Source organism: Photobacterium rosenbergii, from assembly GCF_003026455.1.
GTDB lineage: Bacteria > Pseudomonadota > Gammaproteobacteria > Enterobacterales > Vibrionaceae > Photobacterium > Photobacterium rosenbergii.
Genome location: NZ_PYMB01000009.1, coordinates 99,887 through 116,303, shown reverse-complemented (window position 1 = coordinate 116,303; position 16,417 = coordinate 99,887). Strand labels below are relative to the sequence as shown.

At 47.8% G+C, this 16,417-nt stretch carries 16 protein-coding genes; 9 read left to right on the top strand and 7 right to left on the bottom strand.

Annotated features, from left to right (window positions below; genetic code table 11):
• The first annotated feature begins 121 nt into the window (after positions 1-121).
• The 4 genes from hpaR to C9J01_RS17825 all read left to right on the top strand — a co-directional run bounded on the left by hpaR (position 122) and on the right by C9J01_RS17825 (position 3,523).
• A complete protein-coding gene (gene hpaR, locus C9J01_RS17840) occupies positions 122-547 on the top strand; it encodes a homoprotocatechuate degradation operon regulator HpaR (RefSeq protein WP_107299496.1) in 426 nt (141 codons plus the stop codon).
• Positions 548-816: 269 nt separating this feature from the next.
• A complete protein-coding gene (locus C9J01_RS17835; protein WP_107299495.1) occupies positions 817-2,037 on the top strand; it encodes a GGDEF domain-containing protein in 1,221 nt (406 codons plus the stop codon).
• Positions 2,038-2,097: 60 nt separating this feature from the next.
• Positions 2,098-2,784 (top strand): endonuclease III domain-containing protein, encoded by a 687-nt coding sequence (locus tag C9J01_RS17830; RefSeq protein WP_107299494.1) that lies wholly within the window; start codon positions 2,098-2,100, stop codon positions 2,782-2,784.
• 160 nt (positions 2,785-2,944) lie between these two features.
• Positions 2,945-3,523 (top strand): outer membrane beta-barrel protein, encoded by a 579-nt coding sequence (locus C9J01_RS17825; protein WP_107299493.1) that lies wholly within the window; start codon positions 2,945-2,947, stop codon positions 3,521-3,523.
• 80 nt (positions 3,524-3,603) lie between these two features.
• On the opposite strand, the gene hpaC is transcribed toward C9J01_RS17825, so the two are convergent.
• Positions 3,604-4,110, bottom strand: a complete 507-nt coding sequence (gene hpaC / locus C9J01_RS17820; protein ID WP_107299492.1) for a 4-hydroxyphenylacetate 3-monooxygenase, reductase component — start codon at positions 4,108-4,110, stop codon at positions 3,604-3,606.
• A gap of 307 nt (positions 4,111-4,417) precedes the next feature.
• On the opposite strand from hpaC, the gene C9J01_RS17815 reads away from it, so the two are divergent.
• Entirely contained in the window at positions 4,418-5,581 is a 1,164-nt protein-coding gene (locus C9J01_RS17815; protein WP_107299540.1) for a C45 family autoproteolytic acyltransferase/hydrolase, read from the top strand.
• A gap of 84 nt (positions 5,582-5,665) precedes the next feature.
• Here C9J01_RS17815 and C9J01_RS17810 read toward each other — a convergent pair whose 3' ends face one another.
• Genes C9J01_RS17810 through C9J01_RS17800 form a run of 3 tightly spaced genes read right to left on the bottom strand, consistent with a single transcriptional unit; the run spans position 5,666 to position 10,399 of the window.
• On the bottom strand, positions 5,666-7,294 hold the full coding sequence (locus C9J01_RS17810) for a polysaccharide lyase 6 family protein (RefSeq protein ID WP_107299491.1): 1,629 nt from the start codon (positions 7,292-7,294) through the stop codon (positions 5,666-5,668).
• Positions 7,295-7,351: 57 nt separating this feature from the next.
• Positions 7,352-8,608, bottom strand: coding sequence for an alginate lyase family protein (locus C9J01_RS17805; RefSeq protein WP_107299490.1), 1,257 nt, complete (start codon positions 8,606-8,608; stop codon positions 7,352-7,354).
• Positions 8,609-8,617: 9 nt separating this feature from the next.
• Positions 8,618-10,399 (bottom strand): sodium:solute symporter family protein, encoded by a 1,782-nt coding sequence (locus C9J01_RS17800; RefSeq protein WP_107299489.1) that lies wholly within the window; start codon positions 10,397-10,399, stop codon positions 8,618-8,620.
• Between the two features lie 438 nt (positions 10,400-10,837).
• On the opposite strand from C9J01_RS17800, the gene C9J01_RS17795 reads away from it, so the two are divergent.
• The 3 genes from C9J01_RS17795 to C9J01_RS17785 all read left to right on the top strand — a co-directional run bounded on the left by C9J01_RS17795 (position 10,838) and on the right by C9J01_RS17785 (position 13,016).
• Complete coding sequence (locus C9J01_RS17795; RefSeq protein ID WP_107299488.1) at positions 10,838-11,527, top strand: oligogalacturonate-specific porin KdgM family protein; 690 nt, start codon at positions 10,838-10,840, stop codon at positions 11,525-11,527.
• A 201-nt stretch (positions 11,528-11,728) separates the two neighbouring features.
• Positions 11,729-12,445: a FadR/GntR family transcriptional regulator gene (locus C9J01_RS17790; RefSeq protein ID WP_107299487.1), complete on the top strand. Its 717-nt coding sequence runs from the start codon at positions 11,729-11,731 to the stop codon at positions 12,443-12,445.
• A 163-nt stretch (positions 12,446-12,608) separates the two neighbouring features.
• The gene (locus tag C9J01_RS17785) at positions 12,609-13,016 is read left to right on the top strand and encodes a GNAT family N-acetyltransferase (protein ID WP_158264558.1); all 408 of its coding nucleotides are present in this window, start codon (positions 12,609-12,611) and stop codon (positions 13,014-13,016) included.
• Between the two features lie 48 nt (positions 13,017-13,064).
• Here the strand turns inward: C9J01_RS17785 and C9J01_RS17780 are convergent, their stop codons facing one another.
• Together C9J01_RS17780 and C9J01_RS17775 are read right to left on the bottom strand one after the other, a co-directional pair.
• Positions 13,065-13,598 (bottom strand): hypothetical protein, encoded by a 534-nt coding sequence (locus C9J01_RS17780; protein ID WP_107299485.1) that lies wholly within the window; start codon positions 13,596-13,598, stop codon positions 13,065-13,067.
• A 117-nt stretch (positions 13,599-13,715) separates the two neighbouring features.
• Entirely contained in the window at positions 13,716-15,122 is a 1,407-nt protein-coding gene (locus C9J01_RS17775) for an alkyl sulfatase dimerization domain-containing protein (protein ID WP_107299484.1), read from the bottom strand.
• Positions 15,123-15,268: 146 nt separating this feature from the next.
• On the opposite strand from C9J01_RS17775, the gene C9J01_RS17770 reads away from it, so the two are divergent.
• Entirely contained in the window at positions 15,269-15,772 is a 504-nt protein-coding gene (locus tag C9J01_RS17770; RefSeq protein ID WP_146157092.1) for a hypothetical protein, read from the top strand.
• 3 nt (positions 15,773-15,775) lie between these two features.
• Here the strand turns inward: C9J01_RS17770 and C9J01_RS17765 are convergent, their stop codons facing one another.
• Positions 15,776-16,414 carry a Crp/Fnr family transcriptional regulator gene (locus C9J01_RS17765; RefSeq protein WP_107299482.1) on the bottom strand — a complete coding sequence of 213 codons (639 nt, stop codon included), beginning with the start codon at positions 16,412-16,414 and terminating at the stop codon, positions 15,776-15,778.
• Positions 16,415-16,417 lie beyond the last annotated feature (3 nt).

Genomic DNA, 16,417 nt, shown 5'->3' with positions numbered 1-16,417 from the left:
AAAGTAATATATAAGATCAAAATACAGCTATAGCTTTTCGGAAGTTTGATTTATATTGTGAATATGTGTCTGAAACAAATAATAATTTGCGACAACACGGTAACGGCTAGAAGGTTATATTGTGACTAAGTACGAAGACTCGCTACCCCTGCAGCTGATACGCGCAAGGGATGTATCCATGGATTACTTCCGCCCTATCCTGGCGGACAATGAAATCACCGAGCAGCAATGGCGTGTGATGCGGGTGCTCGATACGCTTGGTGAAATTGATTTCTCCACCCTCTCCCGCGAGTGCTGCATTCTTGGCCCTAGCCTGACTGGGATTGTAAGCCGCCTTGAGAAAATGGGTTATGTAAAGCGCAGGAAGTCAGCCAATGACGGCCGCAAGTACTATATCCACCTCACGAACAAAGCCAAAACACTGGTCGATGACCTGCGCCCGTTAATTGAAGCCCAGTACATTGAGCTAAAAGCCAAACTCGGGGAAGAAAAATACCGCCAGCTTTCCACACTGCTCAATGCGCTGATTGATACCAAAGAGCAGTAATAGCAATTAGCGTTGATATCCATGCCAAACCGCAATGATATTTCTCCCCATAAATAGCACCTTTGTAGAATACCCAAGTAACTTAGCGTTACTTGGATATTCCACACACTCCAAAAACCACATCATTTAGAAGCAATGTAATGTGATTACATTCTCAGTTCACAGTGCGTTATTGAGAATAGTGTTAACAATAATCTATTATTCAGTTACCACTTTAGTAGGATAAAGCTCCCAGCACTTTGTGACATTACAAAGGGCGGGTATTAAACATGGACATTTTTACTCTCGATATAAGAACCCTCAACTTTATTATCATCCTGTTTTCTTGTATCTACAGTATTGGGTTTCTTTTCTATCAGCGCTCCCAAAAACAAATACCCGGACTGGAGCTATTTGCATTATCCCTTTTGTTTATTGGCGTCGGTCCTTTTTTCCTTGGTATGAGAGGGACAACACCAGACTGGTTTAGCATTGTGCTTGCCAATACCATCATTCTGTTAGGCTTTCAGTTAGTTCTGCATAGCCTTTGCCTTTTCAGGAAGTGTTCACTGAGATATACCGTATTTACCTATATCTGCATCCCGCTCTCTATCTGGCTATTTTATTATTTCTCACATGTCTCACCGTCGATAAAGGCACGGATTATCGTTGTCAGTGTTTTTCTGGCTGTCACCACATTGCTCTCGGCATTTGCTGCCATCAACGGAAAGCACAAAGACTTAAAGAGCGCGGTTTGGATGATGTCGGCGTCCTTATTCCTCTATAGCTCATTCATGGCTTTAAGAGTTATTTGGACCTTATCTTCAGCAGAATTACATAGCTTTATGTATGCGGGAATGATCCACCAACTCACTTTCTTATTCAGTATTGTTTTAGTCGTTGCGATGAGCTTCAGCATGTTATGGATGATCAACGCCCGCTTGGTCAAATCCATCCATGACCTTTCCCGGCGGGACCCGCTTACCCAACTCTACAATCGCCATGCCTTAGAGAGAAAACTGCCCAAATTAATGGCTAAGTTAAATACAGTGCAGCCACTGAGTATCATCATGACTGATATTGATAACTTCAAAACGATTAATGATAAGCATGGTCATTTGGCTGGAGATGAAGCAATCAAGCGCGTCGCCCAAATCATCAGAGCGCAAACTCGAAACACCTATTCGGCCTACCGTTTTGGCGGGGATGAGATATTAATTATACTCCCCAAAACCAACACGGAAGATGCCAGCAAGCTTGCTGACTCGCTAAGGGTTAATATTTCCATAGGTGGGGTAATTAAAAACTTTGTATTAACCTCCAGTTTTGGTGTCGCCACCCTTCGCGACGGTGAAAGTTGGGAACAAGTCGTCTCAAGGGCAGACCAAGCCCTATATCAGGCCAAGCAAGCAGGTAGAAATACCGTCGTCAACTGTTCAGGCGTTCCGGCTCCTCCTCTTATCGACCACACACGGCATAAGCAATCTGAAGTTTATGACAAAGCCTTGTGACAGAGGTGAATGGATAGGCTACGCTGATTTCGGGCATGAAACAGGGCAGAAATATAATCAATGGGCACGCTTTCTAATGATGTCTTAGGCCAAACACGCCTGATAAAAACCGTCTTCTCCAGTTTAGAGAACCATTATGGCTATTTCGATTGGTGGCCGGATACCCCACCCTACCAAACCATGTTGGGCACTATCCTCGTCCAGAATACCAATTGGAAAAACGCCGATAAGGCATTAAATAATCTTGGCAAGGCCGCCAATGATCCGCAGCTAATTGAACAGCTTCCTCTCGATGAACTGGCGCTGACAATCAGGCCCAGCGGGTACTTCAATCAAAAAGCGATCAAACTCAAAGCGTTAACGGAGTGGTTTAAAAATTATCAGTACGATATCAAACAAGTTAGAGCCATTGAGCTCTCAACGCTCAGAAAGGAGCTATTAGCCATAAAGGGCGTGGGTGGGGAAACCGCCGATGCCATCTTGGTTTATGCCATCGGCAAGCCCTCTTTTGTCATCGACGCCTATGCCCGGCGGATATTCGAACGTAACGGGCTTGAAGTGCCAAAAAGCTATGAAAAGTTCAGGCTACTGGTTGAGCAAGCCATACCGGCAGATACCAAGCGCTATGCTTTTTACCACGGGCTGATGGTCGAACATGGCCAGCAATTTTGCAACAAAACCCCTCGCTGTACTTCATGCCCGCTTAGCAGTTCATGTGTTACCGGAAAGCAGAATAACGCCAGATAAACTAGCAACAACTGCTTACATTTGACGCCATTTAGCAGCCAAATGCTTTGAAAATGACGCCTTTTGTCAGCTTTCTGTTATTTCACCCATCAGGCTAATTACAACCCCAAACTTGATCGCCATAATCTGCCCGCTTCCCAATTCCACAGTAAGGCAGACAATGAAAAAGTTACTCGCAACCGCAGCCTTAACCCTGCTAACTACAGCACCAATGGTCGCCAGCGCCAACCAGCACCATACCCACCACCATTACCATCATGGCGGTCCTAACGCTTACCAGGGGCCGCGGGTTGGCTTGGGGATATCTTATCTGTCTGATCGTTACATCGACACCGACACCGGCTTCAAGCTAGAAGGGGGTTACGATTTCAACCGCATTGTCGGTTTCAACCTGTCCTATGAAGAATCCGGATATGACTACTACCGTGGCTCGGTAGATTACAGTACAGTGAAGTTTGGCACGGATCTGGGCTATGCTTTCCCGCTAAGCCCGACAGTATCACTCAAGCCTTATGTTTCGCTGGGATTCCACCGTACAACAGAAGATGACAGATGGTGTTCAAGTAAAAATTGTTACTCCACCAATTACTCTGATACCAACACCTATTACGGTATCGGCGTACGTCTCACAGCAGATATGTTCTACATCAATGTCTCCAACGAAGTCCTGAAATTTGATGTTGGGCCTTACCGCTACGAACCAGACCAAATTGGTGTCACTTTTGGCTTGAAATTCTAAGCGCAAAAAGACCGCCAAAGCTTCATAGCGGAAGCATTGGCGGCCTATCTAATACAGACAAAACTAACAAGCTGGTACTTTTAAGCCACTTCCGGCATCTTCCTTGTCGCTTCGACAGATTTGAACTCACGCGAGAAGTACACCAGCGCATCGCTCTCGGTAGTGGTGATAGACTCAACTTCAACAAGGAACACACTGTGAGTACCCACTTCGCTTACAGAGGCTATTTTACCCTCCAGTGTTGCCAGTGAATCCGTCAAAATTGGCACGCCATGCTGGTTGAACTCCCAACCCGGCAGTTGGAAGCGGTCTTCCATCGCCATGCCTGTCATACCGGCAAAATGCATCGACATTTCCTTATGCTCGGCAGCACAAACATTCACGCAGATACGGCCATTGTCCTTGAATATCTGGTTGGAGGCACTATTGCGGTTTACACACACCAACACCGTAGCTGGACTATCGGTTACCGAGCATACGGCTGTCGCTGTCAGGCCAACGGTGCCCGCTTCACCTCCAGAGGTCACCACATTAACGGCGGCAGCAAGGTTAGACATGGCATCGCGAAACTGTTGTTGAATAGGCATAGTTCGTTCCTTCCTAGAGCTGATTTATTGATATTGGATGCTGTTGATTTTGTATTGCGTTGAGCATGTAGTTATTGTTAACCAGCCCAAGCCAAAGCGACATAGACAGAAAATCCAATCACTTGTACTTTTCGGGGCCTGATTCAGATTGAGTTCGGGGTTGAAGGCTGCTGTACACATCCTGAATACAAGGTTTAATGTAAAACAAAACCCTTTACAAGGTTCAACATCAAACCTAATATATATTCCATCAAAGCGGATTGTCGCTTACCCATATTCTGGAATCATGCTATTTAGGGCTTTTGACATGAAAAAGACATTGTTTGCTTCACTCATCGCGTTACTCAGTGCAGGCGTAAATGCTGAACTTATTCAGCACACAGACCAGATTGCCGAAGTGAAATTTACCGGTAGTACCTATGAGCTTGGCAAGCATGTCGGTGATGTAGCCAAAGATGATATCCTTGATTCTATTGCACGTTTTGATGACACACTGGGCGTGATGCTGCCGGGCCTCAACGTGGCAAGCCTTGGAAAAAGCTATGATGGTGAGCAGGTTTTCGAGAACCTGCAACAACAATCACCAGAGGCCGCCTCTTACATCAAAGGGCTGTCTGAATCCCTTAACTTGCCACCGTCATTCCTGCTCGCAGTGGGTATGAGTGATGAAGCTATCCTTGAGTCGCAGCGCAACGGTGGGATTGGCTTCTTGCAGGCCGAAGCGCCGGCGAAGTGTTCGGTAATGGGTATGACAGATGGCAAGGGCAAAGGCTGGGGTGTCGCAAACTTCGACTACATGGCGGTGAACTATGAAGGCCTGATTGTCCTTAACCACACCGACGAAAATGGCAAAACCAAGGTCATCCAAACCTGGGCCGGCTTGATCCCTTACGGCGGTATTGCCAAAGGCGGCCAACCCCTGCTAATGAACACCATGGCAGACGAAGGCACCTACCGTGAAAAAGACGGTGGCGATATCCTCAAGGGCAATGCGCCAAGCTACGTGCTGTCATGGGATGCCTACAATGCAACCAGTCCTGAAGAGTTGCTTGATATGTACCGCAGCGGCCCGGGTAAATACTCGGCGTATTTCTCCTACGTAATGCTGGCCCCTGACGGCGAGGCACTGAACGTAGAAAATGGCTACAAAGCACGTTACTCATACAGCTATAACCAGAAACAATCACATGCCAACCACTCGAAGTTTGTCGAGCACAACTTCGTAGACAGCAAATTCGCTGCCAAGACGCTGGATCGCCAGGCCGCATTGGACGAGTTCATGGCCAGTGCCACGGCAAAAACGACACAGGACGAGGCCGTTGCAGCGATGCATAGTAAACCTCTATGGAAAGGTCGCGGCGAGTTGATGGGCACGGTGACCACCACCTATTACCAGATTGATGGCAACAAGGTAGATATGACAATCTACACCGACAGCGACCATGAGCCGGTCATTATCAAGAACTACTAACAAAAAAAAGCCCGGGCACAACCTTGGAATGTACCCGGGCAAAATACGACAATTAACAAAATGTCAAACTAGCAAAATGTAGAACTAGCTCTTCGGTGCAACCTGCAAACGGTAGCTAGGGCCGATTTCGTCAGCCGTCAGCACATGCAGTTTCGATACATCGGCACCACCTTCCGCAAACTGGTAAAAATCGCCCACCTTGGTGTAGGTTGGTTTTTGCTGGGAAACGCCTGCCGGCACCCCGTCAACACCGTGTACCTGACCGTAGTAAACCTCACCGCTGTATGTCGGGTTGGTCAACGGAGTCGCAGGGTCTGCACGCAATGCCTGCAATGTTTCGTCCAGGTTGAACACCACATTACTGCTAAAGGTGATCTCGTCACCAGTGAAGATAGTCTCTACCTCACTGTTATCGAACAGGCTGACACGGTGGCCCTGGTTGCCGTGTACCATACCGAACTCCACATCAACCATGGTGTTGTTTTCCACCGTGACGTTTTTCGGCGTCCACTGCTTGTTGAGTTCTTTGCCCTTCACTTCCTGATCGAGCTGTTCGTTGTTCTTCACATCGATGATACCGGTGTTGATCACCACGCCACCACGGACATCGGCATTACCGGCGATCTGACCGCCTGAACCACGAAGGCCAACTAAGTAGTTGTTGCGAACCACATGATCTTCATCGTAGATACGGATACCACCGGTATCTTGCTTGTTGTTGCCGATGATCACATTGTTTTCCACCACGTTCGCCTTGCCGTGACGCAGGGAAATCATCGATGCACTTTCGAAGATGGTGTTGCCGGCAATACGGTTCTCGCCCGATTTAATTGAGATCAGCTCGCGCTCGCCGTCTGAATCCACCAGCAGGTTATTGACGAACTGGGTCGCTGACGGCCACTGGCTGCTCTTCGAATCACCGATACGGATCGCTTCCCAGCTGTTACCGTTGTAACGGATCGCTTTTTCAATCGCTAGCTCGTCATACTGGTTCTTTTTCTGCGAGTAGAAAATATTACCTTCGATCAGGTGGTTATCCGCCTTATCGTCAATGTTCTTCTGGATACCGATCAAGGTGCCGCGCTTATGCTTGCCCTCGAAACGGTTGTTGATCACCTTGCCATCCTTGCCCCATAGCGACACCCACAGGTAACGTGGGTACTCACTGCGGCGTTCGTCCGGCTCGTACTCGTAATCATCGTTGAAGTAGTAGAAGGTCGAGTTCTGTAAGGTATTGCGCATACCTTCCAGACGCACACCGCCAAAACGCTCTGCCGGGCCACCTTCGGTAAACACTAGGCTATCCAAAGTAATATCATCGCCTTTAACGACAAGCTGAACCAAGCCCGTCAGCAACACCGTGCCTGGCTGCTCGGCTTTGACAGTGATGCCATCAGCTGTCAATTCAACCACACCCAAGTTGGCATAACGGCCAGGGGCAATGCTGATCACCTCACCCGGCTTGGCATTTTCCAGCTGCTGCTTCAACGCCTCAACGGCAGCGTTATCCGCAGCCTCAACCTTGCTGGCATCAACAAGCTCACGGCTTTGGCCGGCTACCAATTGCTCAGCCGTCAAAGATTGTAATGAAACCTGAGCGATGGATTGTTCAACCGCTGTTTCTGGCAGTTGTACCGGCGTCGGTGAAGAAGCATGGGCGTTGAAAGATAGCGCAGCTAGCAAAGCCAGTGCGATAGGCGTGTGTTTTTTCATGGTGTTTTCCTTTTACCGGGCGGCAGTATTGCCGCCCGGGTGTTTCACGGAGAGGGTTTACAGTTTTGGATACAGCAGGTACGCGTCCCGCTCGGCCCAAACCTGTGACAGGTTATTTAGCTCGGCATTGTCAAAGCCGATTTTGTCGATAACCTGATCGTAGTGGTCTGTACCCCAGGCCAAATCAGCCTTGCGGTACACCGTCAGCATGCGGTATGTCTGGAAGCGGCCCTTCTTCACGTCGTTGTCAGGGTGCGGCCAGTCTTCGATACGCTGGTATTGCGCCACGTAATCAATCGCTGACTTCAGGCTACGGCCACGGTACTCGTGGTTCCAGATATCGACGCCCAGTTTGTCGCCAAGCTGTGCCAGATAGGCCATGGCATCGAGGTTGAAGTAGCTGTAGTGATAACCACGGGTACGCGCCAACTCTTCTGGCTGCGTGCCCTTGCTATCGAGCTGCTCACGGATGCGCCATTTGGTCTGGGCAACCGTCATCTTGGCGATGTCTTCGCGACCAAGGTAGTAAGCAATACCGGCAATCTGCGCCTGCATCCAGGTACCGTGGTTGTTCGATGCAAAGTGCTCGGCAGTACCCTGCTCGGAAGTGATCAACCAATCAAGGAAGTCACCGAGCCATGCACGCATTGCGGTATCGTCCTGCTCGGTCCAGTGTTCCGACAGTTCAATCAGTGCCAATGCGTCAACCAAACGGTCCGAGAAGCTGCGCGAGTCAATCATCCCGCTACGGCGTTGGTCATCAACACCCGGTACCGCCTGGGCATAGCGCATATTCGGGTTCATGCGCGTTTCAGGGTTGATGAACCAATGGCGCAGCATCTCTGCAGCCTGCTCGGCATACTTTTCCTCACCAGAGAAGTAGTACGCCACGCCCAAGGCGCGAACCGAGCGGGTAAACAAGCCAATACGCACGGAGTCTGTAGCATCAGTCTTCGAGTCAGGGTTGGTATTACCGTCCTGACGTACCCATGGCAGGCCATCTTCCGTTTCCTCGTTCGGCCACCAGTATGGGCTGATAGAGAAGTAATCATGCTTGTCACCGCTTGGTGGCATCAGGGTCTTGTCAGTCACTGACAGCAGACCCACTTTCATTGCATCTTCTGCTTCATCCAACAGGCGCTGGTAGCTCGCCTGCGCCTCTTCTGTCGCAGTATCGTTGTGGATACGCGCCTTGCTCTCGGCAATCAAGTCTGCATCGAAGAATACAGTGTTAGGGGTACCGTCCACGGCAAATACTGGGGCTGCGAACAGGGCTCCGGCAATCGCCATTGAGGTAAGAGTACGTTTCAACATGCTCGCTCCTTAGTCCTGCTCGGTAGCCAACTCGGCAGCTTCTTCAACTTTGCCATCTACCGCTTTCACCAATAGCAAGCCGACACCAAGGACAATCGCACCACATAGAACGAAAATCATTCGGCCCCAGAATGGGTTTGGCAGGGCAAACATCGCCATGACACCAACACCGGCTACAGCAATCAGTGAGCCAAGCATACGGCGCTGCTTGTTATCCAGCTTCTTCTGTTCAGTAGACTCTGCTACCAACGGTGTTGCCAGGTTATTGAAGAAGCGATCAACGTCTTTCTGACGCTCTTCAGATAGCGGCTTATAGAACACAGTTGATAGGATGAAGAAGCCAGCGGTGAAGATCAGGTGACCAATCAAGCCGATAGCGACTTTCAAGTCAGCCCACTCACGGCCAGTTAGCGGCTCTAGGTTGAACCAGTTCTGTACCATGTCGGCTGTGATAACGAAACCAACAAAGTAAGAAACGATACCACCGACAACCAAGGTACCCCAGCCAGCCCAGTCCGGTGTTTTCTTGATGAAGAAGCCACAGAATGCAGGGATAGTCATTGGGAAGCCGATCAGCGCACCGACATACATCATGGTGTCGAACAGGCTCAGACCTTTCAGCGAGTTGATAAACAAGGCAACAAGGATGATCGCGATACCGAAGAAGGTAGATGTCAGTTTAGATACCACCACCAACTCTTTCTCAGGTGCGTTAGGACGTAGGATTGGTTGGTAGAAGTTCTTAACGAAGATACCTGAGTTACGGTTCAGACCCGAGTCCATTGAAGACATGGTCGCGGCAAACATAGCAGAGATCAGAAGACCCACCATACCTGCTGGCATGTATTCTTGTACGAAGTATAGGTAAGCGAAGTCACCGGCTTTAGAACCTGCGTCTGGGTATTGTGCTGCAAGGTCAACACCTTGGCCTGCGATAAACCAAGAAGGCATGAACCAGATCAATGGACCCATGGTCATCAGGATACAAGCAAGAAGCGCTGCTTTTTTCGCGTTTTTAGAGTCTTTGGCCGCTAGGTAACGGTATGAGTTCAGCATGTTGTTGGTAATACTGAACTGCTTGAAGAAAAGGAAGAATGCCCAGATACCAAAGATGCTTAGGTAGTTGAGGTTGTTACCTGATACGAAAGATGCACCTTCTTCCAGTGGGAAGTTGCTAACGATCTCGCCAACACCGCCGCCCTGGATAACCGCAACGATAGTACAAGTCACCGTTACCGCCATGATGATAACCATCTGCATGAAGTCAGAGGCGATAACCGCCCATGAACCACCGGTTACCGACATCACCAGTACAACCAGACCGGTCAGGATAATAGTCATGGTCATATCAAAGCCGAAGATACCAGAGGCAATGATCGCCAGACCATTTAGCCAGATACCCGCAGTGATCACGCTGTTAGGCATGCCCGACCAGGTAAATACCTGCTCGTTATGCTTACCAAAACGTAGGCGAATGGCTTCGATTACGGTAACCACACGCATCTGACGGAACTTCGGTGCGAAGTACAGGTAGTTCATCAGATAACCGAAGGCATTAGCCAGGAAGATGATCGCAACAGCGAAACCGTCGTCATACGCTTTACCGGCTGCACCGGTGAAGGTCCACGCACTGAACTGGGTCATAAATGCTGAAGCACCTACCATCCACCAAAGCATGCTACCTCCCCCCCGGAAGTAATCACTGGTGGTATTGGTAAATGTTCGGAACATCCAACCAATTGCTATTAGAAACAAAAAGTAGATGCCGACGATCATGGTATTTAGATCCATCGTTGAAGTCCTTTTGAGTAGTAATTTGCTTATACTATAAAAACCTCGCCGAGTTTCTTGTACTACAATATTCATTAATCGCGATAACGATCACGAATATTTTAGGATAAAAGTAACACAAAACAATAAAAACACATTAAAACAATGACTTATAAATCAAATAAGCAACCGTTATACTAATAATAAATATTGACTGAAATCAAAATGTCATACTTTTTTTGATCGGTTTCACGTTTATTGCCAAGAGTTAAAATATAAAAAGAACTTCTAAAAAAACAACTAAACCACTGATATTAAAAAACTTGAAATTTTATTTGTGATACCGATCACTATAGATCATGATCACAATTAGCGTTTACCCCTGATTGACGATAAAAAACAAAACAATACTATTGTATTACTTTTTCGGGAACGCCCTACAATTCAGGAATAAACACTATGTTCAAACATTCTCCCCTGATGCTACTTATTGGTTCAGCTCTTATTGCGGGCCAGGTCAGCGCTGCTTCTATCGACTTCCGTCATGAATACCGCGGCTCATCTGAGCGTCACTCAAGCCGTGTAAAAATCAATGAAAGTATTGGTGACCTTTATTTCAGTGGTGAGCTGAAATTCAACGGTGAAAACGGCAAGTTCATGGAAGACCTGAAAAACAATGGTTGGGAATTTGACTGGGGATACCGCTTCCGTCTGAACGACAACTGGACTTTGCAACCAGGTATGCCAATTGAAGGCCGAACTGGTGGTATGACCTATAAGCCACAGGTTCGTCTGACTTATGCATTTGATCAAGTAGAAGGCCTAACCTTAAGCGGTCGTTACCGCCACGACTTTAAAACTTACAGCAACGGCGACAGTACAGAAAAACGCCACCGTGTAACCGGTAACGTTGGCTACCGCATGAACGATTGGCAGTTCGGTCTTGAAATGAACTACTACAAGGCTGAAGGTTACGAGCTATACGACGGCAAAGACACCAACTACGAGAACAACATCAGCATCCGTTACCGTCCAGGTGCTTGGAGCCCATATGTTGAGTTTGGTGATGTTAGCTACAGCCGCCCAGAGAACGAAGGTGGTGATAAACGCGAACTTCGTAGCCGTGTAGGTATTACGTACAGCTTCTAATGGTTCGCTCATAGGATATCGGCTACAGATAGACTGTTTTACAGCTAAAAATTGCCCCTAGCGGTAAATTTTATTACGATAAAAAGCCGACGAAAGTCGGCTTTTTTGCCTGAAAAATTCAAAACTACTCAAGCTAAAACACGAAATCCAGTATACTGTAGTCATATAGTCATACATATTGTTATTGAACCAAGGATTAACATGTCTTCTAGTTTTACCGCGATTGCGGGATCCAAACGCAGCCTGCATGTACAGGTAGCCCGCGAAATCGCCCGTCGCATTCTCTCTGGCCAGCTCGCGCAAGGCCAAGTGATCCCTGGAGAAATGACGCTCTGTGAACAATTCGGCATCAGCCGCACCGCCCTGCGTGAAGCAGTTAAGCTTCTGACGTCAAAAGGCCTGCTTGAGTCAAAGCCGAAAATCGGTACCAAGGTTGTTGACCGCCTGAACTGGAACTTCCTTGATCCACAACTTCTAGAATGGATGGAAGGCCTGCAGAACGCGGAAGTCTTCTACCATCAGTTCCTTGGCCTGCGTAAAGCCATCGAGCCAGAAGCCTGTGCCCTAGCAGCACGCAATGCCACTGCCGAACAGCGTATCGAGCTATCAGAGACCTTCCAGCAAATGTGTGAAATTGCGGATGACTTTGACCAAGCACGCTGGGCAGAAGTCGATATGCACTTCCACCGTTTGATTTTCTTCTCAACCGGTAACGACTTCTACCTTCCATTCGGCAACGTAATGGCGACGATTTTCATGAGCTTCATTCACCACTCGTCCAAAGATGGTGGCGTTTGTATCAATGAGCACCGTTCTATCTACGATGCCATCATGGCCGGCAATGCTGACAAAGCCCGTTCTGCGTCTCAGTTCTTGCTAAAAGAAGAGAAGCACCGCCTGCCAAGCGAAGTGGCTTAAGCCGCGCCCCTACCTGTACTGTATATATCCAATAGGCACCCTAAGCCGCTTGGATATATACAGTTCTAAATCTGCTCGTATTATTCTTTTTTGAGTTTTCACTCCACAAACTTGTCATATCGTTCTGCTAGGCTGGGTTAGTCATACTTAAATGGGAGTGGATATGATCCGACAAGCCAACATAGATGATGGCCCAGCGATTGGAAAATTGCTGACTCAGCTTGGCTACCAAACCTCACCTGAGATTCTCGAGTCAATGCTAGACGACAACAGGCAAGCAACCATGGTTTTCGATAGCGAAGATGAATTACTTGGGTTGATAGCCTTGATCATCTTTCCGTATTTTCCTACTGGCGAGCAAATCTGCCGTATCACCGCCCTAGTGACAGAGAAAGACAAGCGCGGCAAAGGCATTGGCTCAACGCTCATAGAAGTAGCCAGAAACCATGCTAAAAAGCATGGCTGCCAACTATTGGAAGTGACGACATCACTGAGTCGCTACCAAGCCCAAGAATTTTATGCCAAGAATGGGTTTGAGAAACGCTCGTTGCGCTATACGCTTGAAGTATAAACAACTAAAAAACCTCGCATTAGCGAGGTTTAGATAGATCAGCAATATTTACTTTATCTCGATCTTATGGACAAAACGGCACACCTCAGCATCTTCTGTCATCAAGTCATGGATTTCCACCCGGTAGTCAGGGTTGAGCGCCTCACCGGTATTCTGCTCCATAGCCGCAACCACATGGCGGCAAAAGTCAGCACGGCATTGCTTGTTTTCTGTCGCCGCTTTTAGCGCGTCACACACCACACAGGCGGTTTCAACACGCACTGGATGGCCGTTTTCTGTTGTTTCCCAATGCCCTTCAACGCCCAGAATCGGATCTTCAAAATCGTGGTAGCTACCCAGTGATTTCGGGTCGTTGATATCAATCGCCATTTTCTTGGCAAGATAGGGCGCCCGCGAGCGACCAAACTTGGCAAAAGCAGGGAGCCAAAATGATTGCCAGGCTTTGAGGCCATCACGCTCATACTGGCGCACAACCAGCTTTATCAGCAGCGTATTACCTGCCTGAAGCACCTTTCTAAATGGCTTGACATGGTGGGCGAGAATAATCGAATAGTGTAGATAGTAAGCAAAGAGGGTTTTCATAACAGTGTCCTTATCAAGGTGTCCAGATGGCATAAAGCCCACCCGAAATGGGTGAGCTTGTTATGTCAACAATTGCGATTTAATCACTTGATATGCAATCAAAAAGTGTCGAAGGGATTAGTATTCGCCAGTCAGTACGATCGGCAGCTCAAGCTTTCCTTCCAGTACCAATGCATGGGTCAGGTACCAGTTACGGGTATTTGAAGCCGTCGCATACTGTGCCTTGCTACGCAGCGCGTCTGCTTTCACCTGTTTGGCTTCGTCACTTCCGGCACGGATCGCGTAGGTCGCCAATTGTGCAGACCATTGGTATTCCCCCTCTTGGTGGGCTTCCTTGGCTTGGCTGATCACTTGATCCACACCACCCATAGCCTTCACCATCCGGCGTGCTTCATCGTTACGCTCCAACGGATGCAGGTCGACAGAGTCGTTACCGAACCAATGCATCGCTTGGTTGTAGTAACGGCGGGTATGGAAGCTCCATTCACCGTAGTTTTGCTCTAGGTGTGGTGAGTTAGCCAGCTCTTCAGGGAACGTCACGTTGTATTGGATTTCATCCGGTGACATACCTTTACCAATGGCTTTTTCTGTTTCAGAAACCAGTAGTTCGATAGACTTCATCTGTGCCGTCAGCTGCTCTTTGAAGATTTCACCAGACACCGGCTTGCCGTGCACTTTCAGGCTATGCTCTACATCCTGGTCAAGCAGCCACTGGGTTGCCTGGGTCATCAACTCCACTTCACGCCAACGGTCGCCGCGCAGGGTAGAGAAGTTGAACAAGCCATGTGCCCAGTATGTGTTGTCGATGCTGACCTTCTGATCTGGCATGTAGATGCTCAGACCATCCAGGGTATCCGAATGACCGGCATGAGTAACAAATTTCACGCCATCGATTTCGAACTCGGTTTCGTCATCACCCACCAGCTTGGTAGGTGCCATATACCCAGAAATATCAGACATATCAACATTCACCAGGCCAGTGACCGATGGCGAATCCTGCCCTTCTTTCGGCAAGAAGGTGCCTAGCTGGATCTGAGTACGAAGGACACGGGCTGGTGCAGTTGGTGAGGATGCATCTGTCGAGGTCGTCAGTTCGCTCTGATGGTTCTCGTGGGCAACAACAACCGTATCATCGCTAACATTCCACTCGCCAGCACCGAAGATGTAATGCCAGTGGGTATAGATAAAGCCTTTTACTGGCTTGGAGGAAACCTTCTCAGGCAGCATCGACATGGCTTTCTGGGCATAAGCGCGGCTGATACCACCGTCGATAACAATGAGGCCGGTTTCACCTTCAATCACATTAATGTTATCCATGCCAAGGCCGGTGACCGACCATACACCTGGCAATACTTCATAAACAGCTTCTGTGTATTGCTGATCTTTATTATTCAGACTTTCAGCGAGAATCGCGCCGGTTGGGCTCACCACATTTTGAGCGTCCACAGAGAGTGAAGTGCTGGCAAATACTGAAGCGGATGTGACGGCTGCAACTAACGCTGCAACACAAGTAAGTTTATACATAGTCTTACCCTTGCATTTTCGAAATAATCAATTCACACAAAGCATATCAACCATGCTCTTGTTGAATATTGCAAGGTACAATTTCCATTCCAATATTTAGTGATATATTTCACTAAAATATTATTTAGCAATGAAGTAAGTTATGTATGAAAAAACGTAAAGTCTCATATTTTTTCGCAGCCCTTATATTTTCTACTGTCACTTTTGCATGTCCATTTCATCTGAGTATGGAATACGATGACAATAGCCCAGTCCTTCCAGGCACTATGCAGCTCACCCTAGCTGGTATGTATGCCGAGCAAACAGGCATCATCAAACCTGTCACTCAGCTTGAAGGCTTACCAGCCTTCCAAAGAGCTTCTTGGTGGCTAACGTTATTCTCTCGAAAGCTTGAATTACATGGGGTTGAAGGGGTTCACATACTGCTGGCAGATGTGCCAATTTGGTCGAGTTACGGTATCAGTAATGAAGGTAGGCTTGAGATTGATATTACGCCGCCGGAGGATCTTGCCAATACCATCATGCTTACGCATGTCAGTTTACAGGCAATAATTAACGGCAGCGTTTCACTACAAGAGGCATTTGAAAATAACATTATCCTTATTCATCAAGATAATATAAAAATAAAAGAAAAACTGATGCGCAGTTAAGTTTCATTCAACTAAGGTTACGGAGCCATAGGTATTTACAATCCGGCTTTCTTTTTCCAGCTCATTCAACGAGCGGTGGATTTTATATTTACTTACCCCAAGATAGCTTGCTAATTTTTCAGCGGTAATATCTACACTATTATTTTCATCTTTTAGCAAAAAAAGGCGATGAATAATTCTCTCTTTCAAAGGCAGCAACATAGCCGCCCGGTAGACTTTTTCAGTCAACCGGTACAGTACCGCCGTTGTATGCGCTGCCAACCGTAATGTTTCTGCATCCAAGATGGAATCGCTTCTCAGCATTCTGTAAGGCAGAAAAAGGACAGTACATGGTTTGACTGCAATGACATCAGCAGGCGAGCCTTTACCATCGATATACCTTGGGGCATTTAACAAAGAGCCCGGTGGAAACCGTTCAGCAATAATAGTGTCGCCCTCAAATGAAGTAAGGTGGATCTCCGCTTCGCCTGCACTCAAGTAACCCAGACGCTGTAATATCTCTTCCTGAAAAACTATTACTTCTCCAGGCTCAAAACGCTTGGCGACAGCATTTTTCATAAAAGCCGTGTACAGGTTCGGGTAGTCCTGCTCAGTCAATAATGAGCAGAAGTGCTCCAGTTCAGCCCTGTTTTCAAGTTGCATATT